20 protein-coding genes are annotated in these 23,054 nt (G+C 69.5%); 8 read left to right on the plus strand and 12 right to left on the minus strand.

From position 1 onward, the window contains the following. Nucleotides 1-37: 37 nt before the first annotated feature. A complete protein-coding gene (locus ID132_RS08085; RefSeq protein ID WP_125107843.1) occupies nt 38-868 on the minus strand; it encodes a siderophore-interacting protein in 831 nt (276 codons plus the stop codon). A 127-nt stretch (nt 869-995) separates the two neighbouring features. Between ID132_RS08085 and ID132_RS08090 the strand changes: the two genes are divergently transcribed. Further along, nucleotides 996-2,048, plus strand: a complete 1,053-nt coding sequence (locus tag ID132_RS08090) for an NAD(P)-dependent alcohol dehydrogenase (RefSeq protein WP_193128315.1) — start codon at nt 996-998, stop codon at nt 2,046-2,048. Nucleotides 2,049-2,050: 2 nt separating this feature from the next. On the opposite strand, the gene treS is transcribed toward ID132_RS08090, so the two are convergent. The 3 genes from treS to ID132_RS13890 form a co-directional block, all read right to left on the minus strand. Further along, nucleotides 2,051-4,297, minus strand: a complete 2,247-nt coding sequence (treS, locus tag ID132_RS08095) for a maltose alpha-D-glucosyltransferase (protein WP_193128316.1) — start codon at nt 4,295-4,297, stop codon at nt 2,051-2,053. A 61-nt stretch (nt 4,298-4,358) separates the two neighbouring features. Next, on the minus strand, nt 4,359-4,724 hold the full coding sequence (locus ID132_RS13885; protein ID WP_328743960.1) for a PfkB family carbohydrate kinase: 366 nt from the start codon (nt 4,722-4,724) through the stop codon (nt 4,359-4,361). Next, nucleotides 4,696-5,460, minus strand: a complete 765-nt coding sequence (locus ID132_RS13890) for a PfkB family carbohydrate kinase (protein WP_459562459.1) — start codon at nt 5,458-5,460, stop codon at nt 4,696-4,698. The genes ID132_RS13885 and ID132_RS13890 overlap by 29 nt, the downstream gene beginning before the upstream one ends. Between ID132_RS13890 and ID132_RS08105 the strand changes: the two genes are divergently transcribed. Then, nucleotides 5,459-6,424 carry an MsnO8 family LLM class oxidoreductase gene (locus ID132_RS08105; protein ID WP_193128317.1) on the plus strand — a complete coding sequence of 322 codons (966 nt, stop codon included), beginning with the start codon at nt 5,459-5,461 and terminating at the stop codon, nt 6,422-6,424. The genes ID132_RS13890 and ID132_RS08105 overlap by 2 nt on opposite strands. 18 nt (nt 6,425-6,442) lie before the next feature. On the opposite strand, the gene ID132_RS08110 is transcribed toward ID132_RS08105, so the two are convergent. Then, a complete protein-coding gene (locus ID132_RS08110; protein WP_193128318.1) occupies nt 6,443-6,595 on the minus strand; it encodes a hypothetical protein in 153 nt (50 codons plus the stop codon). Between the two features lie 120 nt (nt 6,596-6,715). On the opposite strand from ID132_RS08110, the gene ID132_RS08115 reads away from it, so the two are divergent. Next, entirely contained in the window at nt 6,716-7,918 is a 1,203-nt protein-coding gene (locus ID132_RS08115) for an MFS transporter (RefSeq protein ID WP_193128319.1), read from the plus strand. A 4-nt stretch (nt 7,919-7,922) separates the two neighbouring features. Here ID132_RS08115 and ID132_RS08120 read toward each other — a convergent pair whose 3' ends face one another. From ID132_RS08120 to ID132_RS08135, 4 genes are all read right to left on the minus strand, one after another. Next, nucleotides 7,923-8,825, minus strand: coding sequence for a TIGR01777 family oxidoreductase (locus ID132_RS08120; RefSeq protein WP_125107837.1), 903 nt, complete (start codon nt 8,823-8,825; stop codon nt 7,923-7,925). Then, entirely contained in the window at nt 8,822-11,008 is a 2,187-nt protein-coding gene (locus ID132_RS08125) for an MMPL family transporter (protein WP_125107836.1), read from the minus strand. Before ID132_RS08125 ends, ID132_RS08120 begins: the two co-directional genes overlap by 4 nt. Nucleotides 11,009-11,127: 119 nt before the next feature. After that, entirely contained in the window at nt 11,128-11,685 is a 558-nt protein-coding gene (locus ID132_RS08130) for an NADPH-dependent FMN reductase (protein ID WP_125107835.1), read from the minus strand. Between the two features lie 127 nt (nt 11,686-11,812). Then, the gene (locus ID132_RS08135) at nt 11,813-12,334 is read right to left on the minus strand and encodes a TetR/AcrR family transcriptional regulator (protein ID WP_125108047.1); all 522 of its coding nucleotides are present in this window, start codon (nt 12,332-12,334) and stop codon (nt 11,813-11,815) included. A 34-nt stretch (nt 12,335-12,368) separates the two neighbouring features. Here ID132_RS08135 and ID132_RS08140 point away from each other — a divergent pair, with 34 nt between their 5' ends. Then, complete coding sequence (locus ID132_RS08140) at nt 12,369-13,208, plus strand: hypothetical protein (protein ID WP_125107834.1); 840 nt, start codon at nt 12,369-12,371, stop codon at nt 13,206-13,208. A gap of 50 nt (nt 13,209-13,258) precedes the next feature. Here ID132_RS08140 and ID132_RS08145 read toward each other — a convergent pair whose 3' ends face one another. Next, nucleotides 13,259-14,074, minus strand: a complete 816-nt coding sequence (locus tag ID132_RS08145; protein ID WP_193128320.1) for a DUF1206 domain-containing protein — start codon at nt 14,072-14,074, stop codon at nt 13,259-13,261. Between the two features lie 128 nt (nt 14,075-14,202). Between ID132_RS08145 and ID132_RS08150 the strand changes: the two genes are divergently transcribed. Next, entirely contained in the window at nt 14,203-15,246 is a 1,044-nt protein-coding gene (locus ID132_RS08150; RefSeq protein ID WP_125107832.1) for a YeiH family protein, read from the plus strand. A 560-nt stretch (nt 15,247-15,806) separates the two neighbouring features. Here ID132_RS08150 and ID132_RS08155 read toward each other — a convergent pair. Together ID132_RS08155 and ID132_RS08160 are read right to left on the minus strand one after the other, a co-directional pair. Further along, nucleotides 15,807-17,171 (minus strand): M1 family metallopeptidase, encoded by a 1,365-nt coding sequence (locus tag ID132_RS08155; protein ID WP_125107830.1) that lies wholly within the window; start codon nt 17,169-17,171, stop codon nt 15,807-15,809. 27 nt (nt 17,172-17,198) lie between these two features. Continuing rightward, nucleotides 17,199-21,188, minus strand: coding sequence for a Pls/PosA family non-ribosomal peptide synthetase (locus ID132_RS08160; RefSeq protein ID WP_125107829.1), 3,990 nt, complete (start codon nt 21,186-21,188; stop codon nt 17,199-17,201). Nucleotides 21,189-21,553: 365 nt separating this feature from the next. Between ID132_RS08160 and ID132_RS08165 the strand changes: the two genes are divergently transcribed. The 3 genes from ID132_RS08165 to ID132_RS15550 all read left to right on the plus strand — a co-directional run. After that, the gene (locus ID132_RS08165) at nt 21,554-22,066 is read left to right on the plus strand and encodes an arsenate-mycothiol transferase ArsC (protein WP_459562460.1); all 513 of its coding nucleotides are present in this window, start codon (nt 21,554-21,556) and stop codon (nt 22,064-22,066) included. 159 nt (nt 22,067-22,225) lie between these two features. Then, nucleotides 22,226-22,549 carry a thioredoxin gene (gene trxA, locus ID132_RS08170; RefSeq protein WP_125107827.1) on the plus strand — a complete coding sequence of 108 codons (324 nt, stop codon included), beginning with the start codon at nt 22,226-22,228 and terminating at the stop codon, nt 22,547-22,549. Between the two features lie 189 nt (nt 22,550-22,738). Continuing rightward, nucleotides 22,739-23,054: arsenic resistance protein (locus tag ID132_RS15550; RefSeq protein ID WP_459562461.1), on the plus strand; the 316-nt coding region annotated here is incomplete at its 3' end.

Below are 23,054 nucleotides of genomic sequence, written 5' to 3' on the forward strand. Positions count from 1 at the left end.
GGCTCCGGGCTCCGGCCGCGCGGCCACCGACTCGTCGCTAATCGATCTTGCCGATCGGCTCGCGCTTCTCGGCCTGGAAGCGATCCTCGGTGCGGCCGAGTGCCCAGTAGCCCGAGATCGAGAGTCGCTCGCGCGGCACCTCGCGCTCGCGGAATACGCGACGCAGCGCCTTGATCGTCTCGCGCTCACCGTGTGCGAAGACCTGCACGTCGCCCTCGGGCCAGTCGCGCGCCGTCACGAGCCCCGCCAGCCGCTCGGTGTCGGCCGCGGTGCCTTCCTCGACGTGCCAGAGCAGCTCGACGCCGGCGGGATGCGCGACCTCCTGCCGCTCTTCATCGTGGTCGAGCGCGACGAGCGCCAGGCCCCGGGTGTCGGCGGGCATGCTCTCGAGCGCGGCCGCAATCGCGGGCAGCGCCGACGAGTCGCCGACGAGCAGGTGGAAGTCGGCCGCGGGATCGGGTGCGTAGCCGCCACCCGGGCCGAGGAGCACGAGCTGGTCGCCGGGCTGCGCCGTCGCGGCCCACGGGCCGGCGTAGCCGTCCTCGCCGTGAATGACGAAGTCGATGTCGAGCGTGCCCGCCTCGGCGTCGATCGAGCGGATCGTGTAGGTGCGCGTGATCGGGCGGTCATCGGGGGCAAGTTCCTCGCGCAGCACCGCCATGTCGTACGGGGGCGTGAGGCCGAGCTCGGGCTTCACGAACACGAGCTTCACGTAGGCGTCGGTTGAGTCGTTCGGCACGAAGTCGGCGAAGCCCGGGCCGCCGAGCGTGACCCGCTGCATCCAGTCGTTGAGCCGGGTGGTGCGCACCACCTCGAGCACCGTCTGGGGCTTGGCCTTGCGGGGTTGCTGTGCATTCGCGGTAGTCATATTAGGTAAGCCTAACTTGCAACCCTGACCGTGCGAAATCATTCAGATTCCCAGACCTACACTTGCCGTGAACGCCACGCCCACGCGGTTCCAGGCAGGAACCCGGCGCGGCCCCCAGGAGGAAATCATGAAGGCAGTTCGCTTCACGAACTGGAAGACATTCCCCGAACTCAAGGACGTCGAGAAGCCGACGCCCGGCCCCGGCGAGGTGCTGCTCAAGGTCGCCGGCGCGGGCGCCTGCCACTCCGACGTCGCGGTCTTCAGCGACTACGACGCCGACTTCCCCGTCGCGAGCATGATGCAACCCGAGTTCACGCTCGGCCACGAAAACTCCGGCTGGGTTGAGGAAGTCGGCGAGGGCGTCACCGGGTTCACGAAGGGCGACGCGTACCTCGTCTACGGCCCCATCGGCTGCGGCCATTGCGCCGCGTGCAGCCGTGGGCAGGACACCTACTGCGACAACGTCGCCACGATGCCGTACCTCGCGTCTGGCCTCGGCCGCGACGGTGGCATGGCCGAATACCTCGTCGTGCCCGCCCGCAACCTCGTGCCGCTCGGCGACGCCGACCCCATTGACGCCGCGCCACTGTCGGACGCCGGACTCACGCCGTACCACGCCATCAAGCTCGCGCTGCCGAAGCTCGCAGGTGGCGGCAAGACCGCGCTCGTCATCGGCCTCGGCGGCCTCGGCCAGGTGGCCGTGCAGATCCTCCGCGCCATCACCGGCGCCACCGTGATCGCGACCGACATGAAGCCCGAGGCGATGGCCGAAGCCGAGCGCAACGGCGCCGTCACGGTACCCGGCGGCGAGGGTCAGGTCGAGCGAATCCGCGAGCTCACCGGCGGCAAGGGCGTGGATGCGGTGTTCGACTTCGTCGGTGTCAAACCCACCATCGAGACGGCGCAGCAGGTCGTCGCCCGCCGTGGCCGCATCACGATCGTTGGCATCGCCGGCGGCGAGGTGAGCTGGTCGTTCTACTCGAACCCCTACGAGGCCGAGCTCACGAACACCTACTGGGGCACGATCGAGGAGCTCTACGAGGTCGCCGAGCTCTACCGCAACGGCCAGATCAAGCCCGAGGTGAAGCGCTACGCGATGGCCGACGCACTGCAGGCCTACCACGACCTCCACGACGGCAAGCTCTCGGGCCGCGCCGTCGTCGTGCCGCACCAGGCCTAGCCTTAGCCGGCCTGCCCACCCCGCTCGGCGAGCATCACCGACGTCACGACCGGAATTGCTGACGTCGGCGTCTCGTCGCCGCCGATGAGCAGGAACAGACCCTCCATCGGTGCGATCTGTACCGGGAAGCTCTGCAGGTCGTCGACGCGGCCGATGACCTCGCGGCTCACCGCATCGGTCACGAGCCTGCGGGTCGGCAGCTCGTCGGAGCGCACGATGCCGAACACCGGCTCGTGCGAGAAGTTCAGCACCGTCACCTGCATCTGCGCGTCGAGCTGGTTTGGATTGCCCTCGTCGAGTCGGTGCACGAGCACGAGCAGACCAGGATGCGACACCTCGGGCACGTCGACCTGGCTCGCCTGGGGCAGGCGGTGCTGCTCGCGCACCTGGATGACCCGCGAAAGTTCGCTGAGGAATGACTCATCGTCGTCAAGCTGCTCGGGAATCGAGTCGTAGAGCGTGCGGGCGCGTGGTAGCCCCGCCTCGGATGCCTCGGCCTCGGGGTTCGCATTCATGATGTCGACCGCGCCGCGCTCGATCCAACGCGTGTCGCCGCCGTCGATCAGTTCGTCGACCGCCTGCTGCGGCACGGTCAGCGCACCGAGCACATCCCACGCCGAGAGCGCGAACGCGCCTGGCTGCCAGGCGTTATATTTCGCCAGGAGCAAGTGGCCCTCGCGGATGCGCGCCGTAAGTTCGTCGTCGATGTCGTTGAGCCGCTGCACACCGAGCGACGCGGCTACGACAGTCGCGCTCGTGCAGGCGATGCCGTTCGTCGTGAACACGAGGTTGTAATCGATCTCACCACCCGTGAGCTTTTCGGTGAGTTCGTGTCGCACGGTCGCCGCGATCGAGGCACCGGCAACCTCCTGGTCGCGGAAGATGTAGGTGTCGGCACCGTGACGTGAGGTCCAATGCACGAGCTCGTAGGTGAGCTCGTCGTGGTTCTGCATTCCGTGAATGAGGCTCGCGGGCTCGACGCCGTACTCGAGCGAGGTGCGCAGCGTCAGCCGCAGAAATTCGGTATCGCCGGTGAGCAGGGCGTGCTGGTACGCCGGACGAGTGATGAAGTCGTACGAGAGGTCAGCGCCGGCTGCGCCCGAGTCGCGGATGTCTTCGACCGCAAGGTTGAGTTCCTGGAACGAGAAGCCGCCGACCTTGCGAATCATGCTGCCGATGAACTGGTTGGCGGCGTGTGACAGCGGGTGCCCCTCCGACCACGCCGGCCGGCCGTCGACTGAGCGCTCGGCGGCAAGGAAACCGTTGGCGTCGAGGCGCAGCGCCGTCGCCCCGAGGTCGCCGAGCGAGTGCAGCGCGTCGCCGATGACGAGGCGCATGCCGGCGAACGTGGGGTCAAGCCAGTTGATGGTGGGCTGCCCCGCCTTGAAGTAGTGCAGGTAGACCCAGCGGCGCGTGACGCCGTCGACGCCGAGCACCTCACCCGTCGCGCTCCAGTTCGTCTCTTTCACGCCGGGCTGGTAGAAGATGACGCGCTGCAGCGAGCCAATGATGAGCCCCTCGCGGGCGAGCGCCGCCTCGGCCGAGGGGCTGAGGTTCGCCGAGTCCTCACCCTCGGGCAACTCGGGCAACAGGTGCCAGAATTCCTCGGGGATGTTCACCATGTGGAAAATGCCGGGATACTCCTTGTACCCCATCTCGGCGAGGCGGAAGTCGGCGCCCTTGCCGGTGTGGCCAGGCACGATGTCGTCGATGACGATGCCGCCGAACTCCTCGGCCCGGTCGGTGAGCCGCTGGAATTCCTCTTCGGTGCCGAACGCGCCGTCGACGCGCGTTGAAATGCGGTCGAACTGGCCGTCGACGCTCGGGCTCGTCTGCCAGCCGACGATGCCGCCGGCGATCTTCGTCGGCCCCGTGTGAATCGCACCGATGCCGACGCGAGCGAACGCGCGCCAGAGTTCCTCGTTGCCGAGGGTCGCGAGGAACGACTCCCCCGGCTCCGTGATCATCGCGCTCGGGTAGGTCGTGAACCACACGGAGGCCTGGTCGAGCGCGCGGCGCGCGTCGGGCACGGCGTACGCGTTGCGCCACATGCTCGCCTGACCCGACAACCCCCGCGCCATAACATTCGCGTCGCCAAGCATCGAGTGCCGCTTGAGCCACTCCACGTACGAGGGATTCGATGCGTCGGCCCGGCGCGGGTCGGCGAACGTGCGCTGAATGCGGCTGATGCCGAGGCTCAGGCGCGGGCGTCCGCGCCCTTTGTGCTCATTGGTATTCTGCTCGACCATGCGGCCTCCCATCGCTCGGGGCCAGTGTAGGAGTGGCGAGTACGCGCAGCCTGGATGGCCGCTAGCGTCGCGCCGCGAGCGCGCGGTCGACCTCGTCGCGCGTCGGGATCGACTCGGATGCGCCGACTCGCGTCGCCGCGAGCGAGCCGGCCGCAAGTGCCCGCGTGACCGCTTCGCGCAGTTCCCCGCCCGCCGCGAGCGCGGCGCCAAGGTGGCCCGCGAACGAGTCGCCTGCCGCGGTCGTGTCGACGGCGTCGACGGCGACCGTGGCGAGGTGCTCGGCTCCGGCGCTGGTAACGAGGCTCGCCCCGGCCGCGCCGCGGGTGATGAGGACCACGCGCACGCCGCGCTCGAGGAACCAGCGCCCGGCTCGCTCGGCGGAGGCGTCGTCGGTGACCTCAATGCCCGAGAGCAGCCCGGCCTCNATGCTCGTTCGGGGTGACCACCTCGACGTCGCGGCACAGCGACGCCGGCAGCTCGCGGGCGGGGGCCGGGTCGAGCACGACGGTCAGGCCAAGCTCGGTGGCCTCGGCCGCGACGGCAACCACCGTCTCGAGCGGTACCTCGAGCTGCAGCAGCACGACGGCGCCCTCGCTGGCCACCGCCCGCAGGCTCGCTACGGCCCGCTCGAGGGTGAGGGCGGCGTTCGCCCCGGGAATCACGAAGATCGAGTTGTCGCCGCTCGCCGCGTCGACGCGAATGTGCGCAACGCCGGTCGTGGCGTCGACCTCGTGCAGCTCGCCAAGATCGACGCCAGCCTCGCGCAGCGCGTGCATCGCGACGACGGCAAAGGTGTCGCCGCCGACGCAGCCGACGAACTTCGTCGACGCCCCCGCCCGCGCGGCCGCGACGGCCTGGTTCGCCCCCTTGCCGCCGAGCCCCATGGCGAAGCGGTCGCCGGTGCGGGTCTCACCCGCGCTCGGCACCGGCGTGCCCGTCGCGGTGAGGTCGACGTTGACGCTGCCGACGACGATGACTTCGGTTCGCGGCGCTGCAGAGTTCGACATACGCACGTGGCCTCTCGTGTTCGCTTGATGCTGCCGTGCCAACATACGACGAGCATCCGACACGGAGCCTCGACGCCCAGAGGGGCGCGGCACCGCGCGGAATTTCATCGCGCAAACTCCGTTGCCCTCTGGGAAGCCCGGTGAAAGGAACCTCATGCAGATCTCGTTGCTCGATCGCACTCGAACGCGCGTCGGCGACACGGATGCGCAGACTGTCGCGGCAACGGTCGACCGCGCTGTGCGCGCCGACGAGCTCGGGTTTGACGGCTTCTGGGTCGCCGAACACCACAGCGTGCCCGGCATCGCGAGCGCGACACCGGGCCTGCTGCTCGCCTCGATCGGCGCGCACACACGGTGCATCCGCCTCGGCACCGGCGGCATCATGGTGCCGAACCACCGCCCGCTCGTCATTGCCGAGCAGGCGGCGCTGCTTGAGGCACTGCATCCGGGTCGCGTGGACCTTGGGCTCGGCGGTTCGCTCGGCTTCATCCCCGCGGTGCGCGAGGCACTCGGCCGGATGCGCGTGACCGACGAGGAGTACCGCAACGAGATTGCCCAGGTGCGCGCGCTCGTCCGCGGCGGGGGACCGGTGCGCACGATGCCACGGGTCGCGGCGCCGCCGATCTATCTGCTCGCGATTCGGGGTGGCCTCACGCTCGCGGCCGAACTCGGGTTGCCGGTGATCGTCGGCGGCTCGCTACTCGACAATGCCGAGGCGCTCGAGGCCTACCGCAGCAACTACGTGCCGAGCGAGGACGCCCCCGAGCCTCGCCTCATTGCCAACGTCGATGTCATGATCGCGTCGACGCGCGAGCGCGCCCGTGAACTGCTCCTCCCCGAGGCGTGGGCGCTCGCCGACTCGCGCAATGTCGGCGAGTTTCGCGCACTGCAGCCGGTCGAGGAGGTGCACCGCCTGCGTGCCGCCGCCGGTGCGAAGCTGCAGCAGGAACTCGCGCGACAGGTACGCCGCGGCATCGCGGGCACGGCCGACGACGTCGCCGAACGGCTCGAGCAACTCGTCGCCCGCACCGGCGCCGAGGGGCTGCTCGTGAGTTCGAGTACCTTCGACCGCGAGGCCATTGCTGCTACCGATGAGGCGCTCGCGGCGCTGCTCACCTAACGCTCATTCGCAGCGGGCTCAGTCGCCGTCGTGGCCCTTCTCGACGGCGCCGCCCTCGTCGGCCCAGTCGGAACCGGGCTCAATGTTTTCGGCGGGGTCGCTGACGACATCGGGCACGTGCGGTGGCGCGTCGACGTTCGGCAGTGGCTCGGAGATGGGGTCGATAGACATGGTTGCACCTTGCTCTCGTTGGGAACTTGGGTGCCAAGCTACGCCCGATCGGTCGACGTTCCCTCAATGTTCCTGGGTCCACCCCGTGTGCCGAAACACCCGGAAGATACGATCGCGGGCATGACGCCGAATCCCGCCATCCCGCTCCCCGAGGATGCGCGGGCTCGCCGCGCGGTCGGCGCCCTGTTCCTCACGAACGGCGCGATTTTCGCGAACATCGTGCCGCGCTTCCCCGAGATTAAGGCGCAGCTCGGCCTCGACAACGCCGTCTACGGGCTCGCGGTCATCGCGTATCCCCTCGGCGCAATTCTTGCGGGGCTCGCGGCCGGGGCGCTGATCCGCCGCTTCGGCTCGGGCAAGGTCGCGGTTGCCGGAACCATCACCACCGGCGTTGGCGTCCTCGCCGCCGGCGCGTCGCCGACGCTCGCGCTGTTCGTCGCGGCACTCGCCTTCGGCGGGGCGATGGATGCGGTCACCGACGTCGCGCAGAACACGCACGGCCTGCGGGTGCAGCGCCGCTACGGCAAGTCGATCATCAACAGCTTCCATGCGATCTGGTCGATCGGTTCGGTGATCGGCGGCGCGATGTCGGCCGCCGCGATCGCGCTGCGGGTGCCGCTCGCGCTGCACCTCGGCATCTCGGTGGTGCTGTTCGCCGCCGTCGCGCTCGTGGCCTACCGCTCTCTCTTGCCGGGGCGCGATACCGAGGTCGAGCTCGATACGCAGGGCGTCGAGGTGGTTCGCCCGGCGGCAGCCCGCCCGGGCCCGCGCGTTTACGTCACGCTGTTCATGCTCGTGCTCATCGCCATCGCCGGCGCGACGGTCGAGGACGCGGGCTCATCCTGGGCCGCCCTCTATCTCTCCGACTCGCTCGGCGCGCCCGAGTCGCTCGCCGCGCTCGGCTTCATCGCGCTGGTCGGCGCGCAGTTCGTCGGGCGCATCCTCGGCGACCCGCTCACCGACCGCTTCGGTCAGCGCGCCGTCGCCTTCGCCGGTGGGGCGTTCACCTTCGCCGGCATGGGCCTCGCGCTCTGGTTCCCGACCGTGCCAGGCACGATCGCGGGCTTCGCGGCCGCCGGCTTCGGCGTGGCGACGCTCATCCCGGCCGCGATGCACCGGGCGGATGAGCTGCCCGGCTTTCGCCCCGGCACCGGCCTCACGCTCGTGTCGTGGCTCCTACGCCTCGGCTTCCTGCTCTCGCCGCCGCTCGTCGGGTTCGTCGCCGATCACGCCTCGCTTCGGCTCGCCCTGCTCGTCGTGCCGCTCGCGGGGCTCGTCGTCATGGCGACGGCGTGGGCGCTCGACGGCCGCAAGCGCGAGTAGCGGCCTAGCCGCGCGCGGGCACTGCCGCGGCTACCGCTTCCGCTACCGTCGGATGCTCGAACTCGAACCCGCTCTCGACGAGCCGGGTTGGCTGCACGGCCGCGTCGGCAAGCAGCAGCGAGTCCGCGGCCCGGCGCCCGAGTGCCGTCCGCAGGCCCCACTTCGGCACCGGCAGCACGTAGGGGCGCCGCAGCCGTTGCGCGAGGGCGCGCCCGAGGTCGTTCGAAGTCGCCAGGGTCGGGCCGGTGAGATTCACGGGGCCGGTGAGCCCCTTGTCGATGATGTGGCGAATAGCCCGCACCTCGTCCTCGAGCGAAATCCACGGCATGACCTGGTTTCCGCTGCCGAGCGGTCCGCTCACCCCGAGCTTCGTCAGCGTGAGCAGCGGCTTGAGCACTCCGTCAGCGTGCACGAGCGGCGCCGTACGGAGCAGCGCCACCCGCGCATCCGGCCCCGCAAGCAGGGCCGCCGCCTCCCACTGCGCGCAGAGCCGAGCGAGGTACGTGTCACCGGGCGCGCCCCGTTCGTCGAGGGTGGCACCCGGCTGGTCGCCGTAGAAGCCGACGGCCGAGGAAGAAATGAACGCCGGAGCCTCCTTGCCGAGGGCGCGCAGCGCGTCGGCAAGCACGCGGGTCGGGCGCAGCCGCGAGCGCCGCAGTTCGGTCGCGTACCCGGGTGTCCACGGCAGGCGGCCAATGCTCGCGCCGCAGAAGTTCATGACGGCCTTGCTGCCGACAAGGATGCTCGGGTCGAGCGGCTCGAAGTTCGCGAGCCACTGCACCTCGTCGGGCGACTCGGCGGGCCGGCGCACGAGCCGAATGACGGTCGCGCCGTCATGCTGCAGCGACTCGGTGAGCGTCCGCCCGATCAGGCCGGATGCACCCGCGATTACGTATCGATCCGTCATTGAATATCCTTGCGAGCGAGTTTCGACGGCCACCAGACGGCACGTCCGACGTCAGTGAAGAGCGCAGGCACGAGCACAGCGCGTACTAAGAAGGTATCCAGCAGAACGCCAAACGCCACGATGAACGCGATTTGGGCGAGGAAGAGGATGGGGATGACGGCGAGCGCCGCGAACGTTGCGGCGAGCACGAGGCCCGCCGAGGTGATGACACCGCCCGTGGCGGCAAGCCCCCGCAGGATGCCCGCACGGGTACCGAACCGGAGCGTCTCCTCGCGCACTCTCGTCATGAGGAAGATGTTGTAGTCGATGCCGAGCGCGACGAGGAACACGAAGCCATAGAGCGGCACGGCCGCGTCGGCGCCAGGGAAGTGGAACACCTCGTTGAACACGAGCGCCGCGACACCGAGCGCGGCGAAGAACGACAGCACGGTCGTGAGCACGAGCAGGACTGGCGCGAGCACTGACCGCAGCAGCAGCATGAGGATGAGCAGGATCACCAAGAGCACTGCGGGAATGATGAGGTTGCGGTCGTGAATCGACGCCGCGTTCGTGTCGATGGCCGTCGCGGTGACGCCGCCGACGAGCGCGTCAAGGCCGGCGTCGGCGTAGGCGGCCCGAATTTCGGTCACGGTTGCCTCGGCGGCGGCTGAGTCGGCCGCGTCCGTGAGCGTGCCCTGCAGCAACACTTGGCCGTCGACGACGGTCGGCTCGGGCGTCGGTGTGCCGGGCGGACCCGCCGCCGAGATACCGTCGGCCGTGACCAGCGCGGAGCCGGATACGCTGTCGCCGCTCGCGACGCTGACGCTCGCGATGCCGTCGTGAGCGAGCAGCACGTCGGCCGCCTGCTGCAGCGAGTCGGCCTCGACGATGACGTTCACCGGGCTCCCCGAGCCGCCCGGGAAGTGCTCGCCGAGCGCCGCTTGGCCGTCGCGCGCATCCGAGCTCGCAAGCACGAGGTCGGACTGGGGCACGCCGTGCGCCTGCAGCTGGGTCACGCCGAGCGCGCCGGCGAGCAGCACGAGCGAGGAGACAACCCAAACCGCCCGCGGGCGGCGCTGGATGCGGCGGCCGAGGCCAGCCCAGCCGCCAGTCACGGCCTCGACCGCCGCGGCGTCGGCACCGGTGGCGTGCTCCGGCTCGTACTTCGGGCGGCGCGGCCAGAACGCTGCTCGCCCGAACGCATAGAGCAAGGCTGGCAACAGCGTAAGCGCGGCGAGTATCGCGAAGGCGATGCCGATCGCCGCTACGGGGCCGAGGGCGCTGTTCGACTTGAGGTCGCTGAGCAACAGGCACAGCAGGCCCGCGATGACGGTGCCTCCCGAGGCCAGGATCGGCTCGAAGGCACCGCGGAGCGAGTTCTTGGTGGCCCGCCATTTGTCGTTCGTGTGGCGCAGTTCTTCGCGGAAACGCGAGACATAGAGCAGGGAGTAGTCGGTCGCGGCGCCGATGACGAGAATGAACAGGATGCCCTGGGTCTGGCCGCTCAACATCAGCACGCCTGCCTTCGCGAGCCACCAGACGGTGAGCAGGGCGACCGTGAGCGCAAACACGCTCGTCGCAAGCACCGCGATCGGCAGCAGGAGCGAGCGGTAGACGACGATGAGGATGACGAAGACAGCGAGGAGCGCCACGAGCAGCAGCACGCCGTCGATGCCCGAGAACGCCGCGCTGAGGTCGGCTGTGAACCCGGCCGGGCCGGTGACGTAGGCCGTGACTCCCGCGGGCGCGGCGGCCTCGAGCCGCTCGGAGAGTTCGGCCACGACGTCACCGACCTCGGCGTCGGCCGAGATCGGTACGAATGCCTGCGCCGCGAGGCCGTCGTCGGAGGGCATCAGCGGCGAAATGTCGTCGGGCACCGCGTCGAGCTGCGACAAGTCGGCCACCGCGGCCTGAAGAGTGTCGAGCTGCTGCGCATCCAACTCGGTGGACGACGTGAACACGACCACCGCCGGCAGCACGTCGTCGTCGGTGAAGCCGCTCGCAAGTTCCTGCACCCGCGTTGCGTCCGCTGAGTCGGGTAGGTAGGCGGTTTGATCGTTCGACGAGACCTCGCTCACTTTGCCGAAGTACGGGCCTCCGATGCTCGCCCCGAGTAACCAGAGCAGGATGATCGAGGCGGGAAGGATCACCCTCAGCCAGCGCGGGATGGCGGCGGTCGTCGCAGACGAATTCGCGTGGCTCATGGGGCTCCTGTCGACTCCGACCAGTATTCCCGTCGTGCGCCCACAAGTCCAACCAGAATGCACCGAAAACGGCGACGGCCCGCGAGTCACCGCGGGCCGTCGCCGCGTCGAGGAGGCGCCTAGGCGTTCGCCTTCTGCACGCGCTCAATGAGTGAGATGAACGCGCCGAGGTAGGCGGTCAGGAACTCCTTGGTGCCGCCGTTCGTGATCTCGCCGTGCTCGTCGATGAGGCCCGGCGTCATCTGGATCATGCCCTCGGGCTGGCCCATGACGATCGCGTTGAAATGACCCATGATTGCCCGGAGGTGCTGCTGCGCAGCGGCGGTCGAGATCGGGCCGCCCGAGGCACCGATGACGGCGACGGGGCGACCGCTGAACGACATGTTGCCGTAGGGGCGGGTCGACCAGTCGAACGCGTTCTTCAGCACGCCGGGGATCGAGCGGCTGTACTCGGGCGTCGCGATGAGCACGCCGTCGACGTCGCCAATCGCCTGCTTGAAGTCGGTCGCGACCTGGGGGAACTCGGCCTCGAGGTCCTGTGAGTAGAACGGCAGGTTCTTGATCTCGATCTCGCGGAACTCGACGCCCTCCGGCGCGAGCTTCGCGATCGCCTCGACGAGCGCGCGGTTAATAGACGTGCTCGAGAGGCTGCCGACGATGTAACCGATGGTGGTCACGAATGTGGTCCTAAAAGTCAGGCGGAAGGGGCGGGCCGACAGCGCGGCCCGAGAGAATGCAATCCACGACGGCGCGCATCTATTCCCACGACTTCGGGCGCCCGCGCCTCGCCGGAGACTGCCCCGCTTACTCGGCGTCGAATCTCGGCGCGAGCCGCTGGTGGAGGGCGCCGACATCGGCGCCCGGCAGCAAGGCCGAACGCACGATGATGCCCTGCGCAGTCGTCAGCAACGCCTCGATCTCGACCGCGACGCGTTGAGGAGCCTCTTCGCCATACTTTTCCTCGCCCCAGGGCAGCAGCAATTCGGTGAGGTGCTGCTCGAGCAGCGCGAGGTTACCGGCCATCAGTTGCCGCAGCTCGGGGTCGTTGAGCACCTCCGCCCACACCTGGAGCAACACTTGCGGCACGTTCATGATCGGCAGTTTCGGTGCGTAGTTGAGGAAGATCTCGCGCGGGGTCACCATGCGCCCGGCGGTTCTCGCCGCGTCTCCGATCGAGGTCGCTCGATCTTCGAGGAGCTCAGCTGCCACGTGCCGAAACAGTTCGGTTTTGCTCGAGAAGTGCGAGTAGATCGACCCGGCCGAGAGCCCCGACTCGGCCGTCTCCGCGATCGAAGACGCAGTCGCAACCCAGGCCGACGGTGCCATCGACTTCGTCCGCGCCGGCGACCGCGACGAGGCCGTGGCCCAGGTCGAGGGCCGCGACACTTACGGCGCGATTGTGATCAGCGCATCCGGCGCGCCCGAGGTGCTCACTGCATCCGCCGGCAGCGCCGTCGCCACCCAGCTGCTCAACGGCGTCGCGACCCAGCTGCAGGCCCAGCTCACCGAGCAGGTGACCGCCGCCGGCGGCGATGCGAGCATGGCGCCGCAGGTCGTCGTGACCGAGCTTGTGCCGCTCGCGGCATCAGATGCGGCAGGCTCCGGCCTCGCCGCGTCGGCATTCCCCCTTACGATGGGCGGCATGCTTGGCGGCGTGCTCACGGCGCTGTCGATCAAGGGCCTGTGGCGGCGCCTCGCCACCGTCTCCCTGTTCAGCGCGAGCGCCGCGCTCATCATTACCTTCGTGCTGCAGACCTGGTTCGAGTATCTTCAGGGCAACTTCGGGGTGAACTCGCTTGCGATCGGCCTGTCGATTCTCGCGTCGTCGACGTTCATCGTTGGTGCCGCGACGCTCCTCGGCACGCCAGGCATCGGCGCCGGCGCGCTCGTGACGTTCCTCATTGGCAACCCGCTCTCGGCCGCCGCGATGCCGTGGCAGTTCCTCGTCGAGCCATGGGGTGCCATCGGTCAGTTCCTCGTGCCCGGCGCCTCGAACTGGCTGCTGCGTTCACTGAGCTACTTCCCCTCGGCAGACACCTCGCAGCAATGGTGGACCCTGGCGGGCTGGGTCGCGTTCGGACTCGCACTTGCTTTCATCGGCACGACCGTTCGCGGCCGACGCGGCATCGCACCCGCCGAGGTCGAGCCCGCCGAGGCAGCGACGGCCGAGGCAACGACGCGCGCACCGGTCGCCGCCTAGCGCCCGCTCGGCCCCAGACCCCCGCGCCCAACTCAGTTTGGCGCGGGGGTTTACGCGTGTTTCGCGTGGCGCAAGAGGTACCAGCACCACAGCGCGAAGCAACCGATACCGACCGCGAGCGCGACGAGCNGGGCGACGCCGAACGGCTGCTGCGTGAGCGCGGTGAGCGCCTCGTCCATGCCGCCAGCCTCCTCGGGGTCGTGGGCGATCGCGGCAGCGATGAACAGGCCGCCGATGAGCGAAATGGCGATGCCCTTCGCGATCCAGCCCGCGCCAGCGAGCCAGCGGGTGGTGCCGGTGAGCTCGGTCTCGAGCTCTTCGTTGAACCTGCCCGAGATGCCCTTGACGATCTGAGCGACGCCAACCGCGACAACGCCGAGGCCGACCGCCGCGACGAGCCAGGGACCAAACTGCATCGACATGAGCCGCGACGTGAGTGACTCCTCGCCGCCACCGCCACCCGAGCCGCCGCCGAGCGCGGCCGCGATCGACGAGGCCGCGAGCACCGCGTAGAGCACGGCGCGGGCGAACGCGCCGAGTCGCTTGCGAAGGCGCTTGCCGCCATCGAACTCGCGGTAGCCCACGAACCCGGCGACGAGCTGCCACACGACGAGCGCGATGAAGCCGATGCCCACGACCCAGAGCAACACACCACCGAGGGGCGTCTTCGCAAGTTCTTTGAGCGCGCCGGTGTTGGAGGCATCCGCGCTGTTGTCGCCGAACGCGACCCGCAGCGCCAGCCACGCGATAACGAGGTGCATGAGGCCGTAGGCGAACACCCCGATCTTGACGAGGGCGCGATAGGCAGGCTGCCGCTGCACCTGATGTGCGGCATCTTTGGCGGTGGACTTGGCGACGTTCGACATGTCTCGACGCTAGCGAATCCGCTCGGCAATCCACAGGGCGCCCGCGAAAGCCCGTTACAAGACGCACCGGTACCCCTGCCGAAAGGTGCCTCTACCGTGCGGGCACACGGCGCGGAAACATCGACGACATGGCCTCCACCACCGTCGACGCACCAGCCCAGTCCGCCCTCGCCCCTCGCATCCGCTCAGCAGTGCCCGGCACGGTCATCGCGGTCGCGGCCGCGATGGTGTCGATGGCGGTGGGGATGCTCGTACCCGGGCTGAGCGCGATGCTGCTCGCGATCATCCTCGGCGTCGTCGCGGCGAACACGGGCCTCATTCGCGCGCCGCTCGAGCCGGGCATCAGCTTCGCCGCGAAGCACCTGTTGCGGGCGGGCATCGTGCTGCTCGGCCTGCAGCTCGTGCTTGGCGACATCGTCGCCCTCGGGGGCCCGATACTGGTCGTGGTGCTCGCCATCGTCGGCGGCGGCATCTTCGGCACGCTCGCGCTCGGTCGTCTCTTCGGCGTGCCGCGGCAATTGCGTCTCCTCATCGCCTGCGGCTTCTCAATCTGCGGCGCCGCTGCGGTCGCGGGCACCGCCGGCGTCACCGACCCCGACGACGAGCACGAACAAGACACGGTCACCGCGGTTGCCCTCGTCGTTATCTTCGGCACGATCATGATCTTCGCGGTACCCGGCCTAGCGACCCTGCTCGGTCTGGATGCGCGCATGGCCGGTATGTGGGCCGGCGGTTCGACCCACGAAATCGCGCAGGTCGTGGCGATCGGCGGCATCGTTGGCGGTAGCGCGCTCACGGTCGCCGTGCTCGTGAAGCTCGCGCGCGTGCTGCTGCTCGCGCCGGTCATGGCCGTGCTGAGCATCCGCGCCCGGCGAGAGGCCGCAGCCCACGCCGAGCAGTCGGCGCCGAAACTGCCGCCGATTCTGCCGCTGTTCATCGTCGGGTTTCTCGCCGCGGTGCTGCTGCGCTCGTTCTTGCCACTGCCGACCATGGCCCTCGACCTCGCCGGGCAACTGCAGACGGTGCTCCTCGCGGCGGCGATGTTCGGCCTCGGCTGCGGCGTGCGCGTCGCGCAGCTGCGCAAGGTCGGCGCCCGACCGTTCGCCCTCGCCGCCGCAGCCACCGTGCTCGTCGCTGGCATCGCGCTCGGCGGGGTTCTCGTCGCCGCCTGACGCGTACGATGCTCGCGTGGAGACGCAGCAGCTCAAGACGCCTGGCGGCGCCCGCCTCGCCTGGGCGACGACGGCGGGCGCGCCGCGGCGTGAGATCGCCCGCGGTCTGCTGCGCGGGCTGCTNCGCCCGACTTCGGCGACATCGCCTTTACGCAGGCGTGCGCCGTCTGCGGCAGCCGCGAGCATGGCCCGCTGCGAGTCATCGCCTCCACGCGCGAGCGCATCCCGCGCGTCAGCGTGAGCTATGCCGCCGGCGTGGCGGTCGCCGCGGTGGCGCCCATCGGCGTTGCCGAGTTCGGCATCGACGCCGAGGCCGNACTCTCCCCGAACCAGGGCCGCGATTGCCGAGGCCCTGCCCGACTGCCCGGACTCGAGCATCCGGGCCTGGACCGCCCTTGAGTCCGTCGCGAAGGCGAAGGGCACGGGCCTACGCGGTGACTGGCAGCGGGCGGATACGGCGGGCTACGACCTCGAGCACGTCACGCTGCCCACCGTGCCGGACGCGGCCGAAACCGACTCCCGGCCGATCGTCGTGGCGCTCTGCGCGCGGTGGACCGTCGCTACGCGGAGGTAGTGGGCGGCAGAGGGGCTGCCGGGGTCGGAGGCGTCGCTGGCGACACGGGAGGCAGCGGCGGCACCGGCTTCTCGTGGAGCCACGCCTTCCATAGGTCGGCCTGCGTCGGAATGCCCGCGACTTCCTCGACCACCGCGAGGAAATCTTCCGTGCCAACGAGTCGGTGGCGATACTTCGAAGCCCAACGCCGCAGCACGGCCCGGAACACGTCGTCGCCGACCGTGCGCCGCAGCGACTCGAGCAGCAGGGCGCCGCGCTTGTAGACGCGGTCGTCGAACAACTGCCGCTCACCCGGATCGGCAAGCACCAAGTCCTGCCGCTCGCGCACAAGTTGCGCGTAGTGATGCTCCGCGCACTCGGCGATGGTCTGGCCGCCCGCTGCCTCCGACCACACCCATTCGGCGTAACAGGCGAAGCCCTCGTTGAGCCAGATGTCGGCCCACTGGCGAATGTCGACGCTGTTGCCGAACCACTGGTGCGCGAGCTCGTGCGCAATGAGCCGTTGCTCGTCGGCCGCGCAGTGGTTCACACCGAACGTCGCCATGCCCTGCGCCTCGAGCGGAATCTCGAGTTCTTCCTCAGTCACGACCGTCGTGAGGTCGACCTGCGGGTACTGACCGAACCAGTCCTCGAACACCTCGACCATCTTCGGCATGGGTGAGAACGCCTGGCGCACGCGCGGCCACTGAGCGGGCGGCGTGACGATGCGGCCCGCGCCGAGCTTGTATTCGCGGTACTCGCCGACGTGCACGGCGACGAGGTAGGTCGCCGTCGGCACCGAGCTCGCGAAGCGCCACGTGCGCTTGCCGCCGCGCGACGACACACGCCCCGGCTTGCCGGTCGCCGCGACGAAGAAATCCTTGTCGCAGGTGAAGGCGATGTCGTAGGTGGCGCGGTCGTCCACGCGGTCGTTGCAGGGGAGCCAGGTCGGCGCACCGGTCGGCTGCGAGGCGACGAGGGCGCCGTTCTCGAGCTCTTCCCAGCCAATCTGCCCCCACTTCGAGCGCACTGGGCCAGGCCGGCCCCCGTACTCGATCTCAACCTCGAAGCGGGCCCCCGCCGCGAGCCGGTCACCAAACTTGAGCTGCACGCTGCGGCGATCCTGTGTGAACTGCTTGTGTAGCTTGCCGCGCACCCTCACCTTCGACGCCTTGAGCGCGTGCAGGTCGACCCGCAGCGACTTCGTCGCCTCGAGCACGAGGATGCGCAGGGTCGCGGTACCCTCGAGCCGGTTCGTGCGCGGGGTGTAATCGAGCTCGAGTTCGTAGTGCTCGACCGAGTACCGGCCGTCGCCGGAGTCGGGCATGTAGGGGTGCGGAAAAGCGGTAGGTAGCGTCGAAAGTGACTTCATTCGGAGAATCTCAGCGCGCGAGCGCGGTTAGTTGGTGGATTGGTAGGCGCGCACCTTCACGGCACGCCACGGGCCGATGGGATTTCCGCTCCAGCGCGAGCCAACGGGCACCGTCTCGCCACGCATCACGAGCGACGCGGGGCCGACCGTGGCATGGTCGCCGATGCGCGCAGCGGGAAGCACCACGCTGTGTGGGCCGAGCGTTGCGCCCGCGCCGAGCTCGACCCTGTCGATGCTCATGATGCGGTCGTGGAACAGGTGCGTCTGCACGACGCAGCCGCGGTTCACGGTCGAGCCGTCACCGAGCGTGACGAGGTCGGGCTCGGGCAGCCAGTAGGTGTCGCACCAGACACCGTGACCGACCTTCACTCCGAGCGAGCGTAGCCACACCGCCATCGCGGGCGTGCCGATGGCCGAACGCGCGAACCAGGGCGCGGCGAGCATCTCGGTGAATGTGTCGCTCACCTCGGTGCGCCACACGAAGCTCGACCAGAGCGGATGCTCGCCGACGCGGATCGGGCCGACGATCGTCCACTTTGCGACGGTGGTGATGAGCGCCGCAACGCCGCCGGCGACGAGCATGACGACACCTGAGAGGAGAAGGGTCCACAGCGGGCCCGTCGTCTCCCACAGCCAGGCGAACGTGAACAGCACCGCGACGCCAAGCCCGCAGGTGACGAACACCGGCACGATGCGACAGAGTTCCCAGAGCGTGCGCGCAATGCGCAGGCGGCCGCCGGGGTTGTACGTGCGCTCGTCGTCGCCATCCTGCGTCACACGCCGCAGGCGGGTCGCCGGCGAGCCGAGCCACGACGAGCCCGACTTCGCCTTCGACGGCGCGACCGAGAGCACCGCGACGAGCGAGTTCTTCGGCACCTTGTGGCCGGGGCCGGCCATGCCGGAGTTACCGAGGAACGCCTTCTTGCCGATGCGTACCTGGCCGATACGCAGCCAGCCGCGGTGCAGCTCGTACGAGGCCACCATCGTGTCGTCGGCGAGGAACGCGCCATCGTCGATGCGCGCCATCTTCGGCAGCAGCAGTACCGTCGAGGCCTCGACGTTCTTGCCCACCTTGGCCCCGAGCATCCGCAGCCAAATCGGTGTGAACAGGCTCGAGTAGAGGGGGAAGAGGAAGTTGCGAGCCGCGTCGAGCAGGCGCTCGGTGGTCCAGGCCGCCCAGCCCTGGCGGCTGTGCACCGGGTAGGTGCCCTCGCGCATCCCGATCGACAGCAGGCGCACAAGCACGACGACGGCGCCCGCGTAGACGACGCCGGCGGCAAGCACGGCGGGCACGAGCCACGCCATCGCACCACCGAACGCGCCGAGCAGCGTCTCGGCACCGCGGATGCCCTGCACGAGTACCAGCGCGCCGACCGTGAAGGCGACGAACGGCAGCAGCGCGAGGCCGACCGACGAGATGCCGTAGGCGACCTTCCAGATCGGCCGCTGCGGGGCGACGCCCTTCGGCCAACCTTCGAGCGCCTTGCGCTTCTTCGAGTCTTTCGCGCCACCGATGCGCACTGCGGGCGAGCCCGCCCAAAGCTGCTCCGACTTCACGCGGCCGAACACGGCCGAGCCCGGTGCGATCTCGGCGCCGTCGTCGACGCGGGTGCCGGGCGCGAGCGTCGAGCGCGCGCCGACCGTGACGTTGTTGCCGATCTGCACGCCGCCGAGGCGCAGCAGATCGCCGTCGATCCAGTAGCCGGTGAGGTCGACCTCGGGTTCGATGGCGCTGCCGCGGCCGACCTCGAGCATGCCGGTGATCGGCGGCAGCGAGTGGAGGCTGACCTCCTTGTCGACCTTCGCGCCGAGCAGGCGGGCGTACACCGACACCCAGGGGGCACCGGCGAGGCCGACCGCGTCGATCTGCGTCGCGAACTGTTCGGCGAGCCAGAGGCGCATGTGCACGCCGCCGCCACGCGGATAGTCGCCAGGCTTGACGCCCGCGAGCAGCAGCCGGGCAACAAGCACGGCGATCGACATGCGACCGAACGGGGTCGACACGATCACGAGGCCGATGATGAGCACCCACCACGAGACTTCAGGCAGCACGGCAAACGCGACCGGGTCGATCGCGTTCAGAATCGTGGTCGCGGTGAGCAGGTACAGCAGCCAGCGCACGCCGCTCGCGATGAACAGCGGAATGCCCGCGAGCGTCTGCGCCCACTGCGTGCGCTTCGGCGTCGGCCTGGGCTGGTGGTAGCTGTCGGGGTCGGCGTTCGCGTCGGTCGCGGCGACCGCCTTCGCCATCGCGGCGAGGCGCGGCACGTCGTAGATGTCGGCCACGGTGAACTCGGGCACGCGGGTGCGGATGCGCGACACGAGCTGCGCCGCGGCGAGCGAACCGCCGCCGAGGTCGAAGAAGTCGGCGGTCACCGACGGCACCGGCACGCCGAGAACGGCCTGCCACTGCTCGCCGAGCCAACGTTCGGCGTCGGTGAGGTCGGGGTTCGCGTCGAGTCCCTCCCCCGCGCCGGCGCCGGGAATCGGCCATGGCAGCGCGGCGCGGTCGACCTTGCCCGAGGTGCGGATGGGCAGTTCGTCGACGACCGCGAGCAGCGGCATGACGCCGGCCGCGAGGCGCGAGGCGAGGTAGTCGCGGGCGTGCGCGCGGTCGAGCTCGCCGCCGTTGCCCTCGACGACGAGATAGCCGACGAGCACGGCGACGCCGGCCTCGCTCTTACGCACGGCGGCCGCGGCCGCGGTTACGCCGGGGAGGTCCTGCAGCGCGTTCTCGACCTCGCCGAGCTCGATGCGGCGGCCGCCGACCTTGACCTGGTCGTCGGCGCGGCCGAGGAACATCAGGCCGGTGTCTTCGAAGCGCACGAGGTCGCCCGAACGGTACGCGCGCTCCCAGCCGAGCGACGGCATGGGTGCGTACTTTTCGGCGTCTTTGGCGGGGTCGAGGTAGTGGGCGAGGCCGACACCGCCGATGATGAGCTCGCCCTGTTCGCCCGGGGCCACACGGTTGCCCTCGGCGTCGACGACGGCGAGGTCCCAGCCGTCAAGCGGCAGGCCGATGCTGATCGGCGAGACGCCGTCGAGCTGGCAGCCGCACGAGACGACGGTTGCTTCGGTCGGGCCGTAGGTGTTCCAGACCTCGCGCTCCTCCGCGACGAGGCGGGCGGCGAGCTCGGGCGGGCAGGCTTCGCCGCCGAAGATGAGCAGGCGCACGTTCTCGATCGACTCGGCAGGCCACATCGCGGCGAGCGTCGGCACGGTCGAGACCACCGAGATGCTCTGGCGCACGAGCCACTGCGCGAGGTCCTCGCCCGAGCGCACGAGCGCGCGCGGGGCGGGCACGAGGCAGGCGCCGTGACGCCACGCAAGCCACATCTCCTCACACGACGCGTCAAACGCGACCGAGAGACCGGCGAGCACGCGGTCGCCGGGGCCGAGCGGATCCTGCTGGAGGAACATATTCGCCTCAGCGTCGACGAAGGCGGCGGCCGAGCGGTGCGTCACGGCGACGCCCTTCGGAACGCCCGTCGAGCCAGAGGTGAAGATGATCCAGGCGTCCTCTTCGAGGGCCGGGTCGGCCGAGTCGATCGGCGTCTCGGGCGGTTCGACGCCACCGAGCTCACGTTCGCTCGGCACGTAGCCCTCGTTGCCAATGATGCCGGCAACGTGGGCCTCACCAAACACGAGCGTCGCGCGTTCCTCGGTGTCGTCGGCGTCGACCGGCACGTACGCCGCGCGGGCCCGCATGATGCCGAGGATCGCGATGTAGAGCTGCTGCGAACCCGAGTCGACGCGCACGCCGACGCGGTCGCCGGGGCGGACTCCCGCCTCGCGGAGGGTCGCCGCCATCGCCTCGACCTCGTCGAGCAGCTGGCCGTAGCTCAGCGCGGCCGAACCGTCGTCGATCGCCGAGGCCTCCGGATGCTCCGCGGCCGTCGCGCGGAGGATGTCGATGAGGGTGCGCGGTGCCGGCGCGTGGGATGCGCGGCGAAGCACCTCCTGCGCGTTCGGGGAGGGCTGCTCGACGGGCTGCGCGTTGGTCGGGGTCGTCTCCAAGTTCTCCGGTGCTCCTTCTTCGGGATCCGCGGAAGTCGGATCAGTGCGACAGCCCCCATTGTCTCACCGGCCCTGCGCCCCGCCGCGGCGCGGCGCCACGTTGCCCCGTGCGCGCCACGATCTACGCTCATATCGATTCTGATCAATGTCAGGCGATACGCCCTTTCCTTCCCCCGCGAGTCCCGCAGGCCCGGATCCGGTCGTCTCGATCACCGACTCGGCACTCGCCAACAGATTGAGTTCAGCCCGCCGAGGGAACCCGCAGCATGAACATCGACAACGCGATCGGTGCCGGGGTCGCCACCAACCTCGCAAACAAGCTTGCAGCCGAGTTCCCCCAGTTCAGCCCCGAATTCGCGGCCACGATGGTTCATGATTCGTACGCACAGCTTGCCCAATCTCAACCGTCTGCACACCAGCTCGTCGCACTGACCGAGCGCTTCTCCCGACAGCGCATCACCGACTTCGCGCGCGAGCACCACTCCACCGTGCCGCAGGTCCTCTTCGCCTCCGTCGCCAACGCTGGCCGCTCGCAGCCCGCCGCCGCCCTGCTCGAGCGCGAGTCGGGCGGCGCGATCATCGCCCGCTCAGCAGGCTCGCGACCGGCCGCGGAGATCCACGCGAACTTGCATCCGCTGCTCGTCGAGATCGCGGGCCAGGCGGGCACCGACGCCGCGTACCCGAAGCCCCTCACCGACGACGCGGTGCGAGCGGCGGACGTGGTGATCACGATGGGCNTCACTACGAAGACTGGCCGCTCGGCGACCCGGCGCTCGCCTCGGATGAGGGCGTCCGGGCGATCCGCGACGAGATCGAGACCCGCGTCCACCACCTCATCCGCTCCCTCGACGACCCGCGGTAGCACAACGCGCGGCTGATCCACTGCGGGCGACCCCCGGGGCCACGCCGCCGCCATTGCCTGCACCGGTTCGAAAACTGTCGCATTATCGGTTGACAAACTGTTTCGATGCACGCCAATATAGACACACGTCGAAACAGCGTCCGGCTGTCTCACCGCCCTCCCGAGGAGCCCCGCCATGACCGTCACCGAAGTCACTGACGCGACCTTCCAGCACGACGTCCTCGAATCCGACATCCCCGTCGTGGTCGACATCTGGGCCACCTGGTGCGCCCCCTGCAAGGCCATCGCGCCGATTCTCGACGCCGTGTCCGCCGAGTACGACGGCCGCGTCAAGATCGTCAAACTCGACGCCGACGCAAACCCTGACACCGTGACGGCCGCCGGCGTCACCTCGATCCCCACCCTCAGCTTCTACAAGGACGGTGAGCGCGTCGACGTGCTCATCGGCGCACACCCACGCGGCGTCATCACGGCGAAGGTCGAGGAGCTGCTCGCATGACGGCCACCCAGGTCACCCCCGCGCCCCAGACACCCGCCCGCCTCTCGAATCTCGACCGCTTCCTGCCCCTGTGGATCGGCCTCGCGATGGTNGCTCATTAGCCGGTTCATCCCGGCGCTGTCGGATGCGCTGCACCGGCTCGAGGTCGGCGGCATTTCGGTGCCGATCGGCATCGGTCTGCTCGTGATGATGTATCCGGTGCTCGCGAAGGTGCGCTACGACCGCATCGCCGCAGTCACCGGCGACCGCAAGCTCCTCGTCTCGTCGCTCGTGCTCAACTGGCTCGTCGGCCCGGCCGTGATGTTCGCGCTCGCCTGGATCTTCCTACCCGACCTGCCCGAATACCGCACCGGCCTCATCATCGTCGGCCTCGCCCGCTGCATCGCCATGGTCGTGATCTGGAACGACNNNGGCGGTGCTCGTCGCCATCAACTCGGTGTTCCAGCTCGTCGCGTTCTCGCTGCTCGGCTGGTTCTATCTCACGGTGCTGCCCGGCTGGCTCGGC

Origin of the sequence: Gulosibacter sediminis, from assembly GCF_014904065.1 — a bacterium.
GTDB classification, from domain to species: domain Bacteria; phylum Actinomycetota; class Actinomycetes; order Actinomycetales; family Microbacteriaceae; genus Gulosibacter; species Gulosibacter sediminis.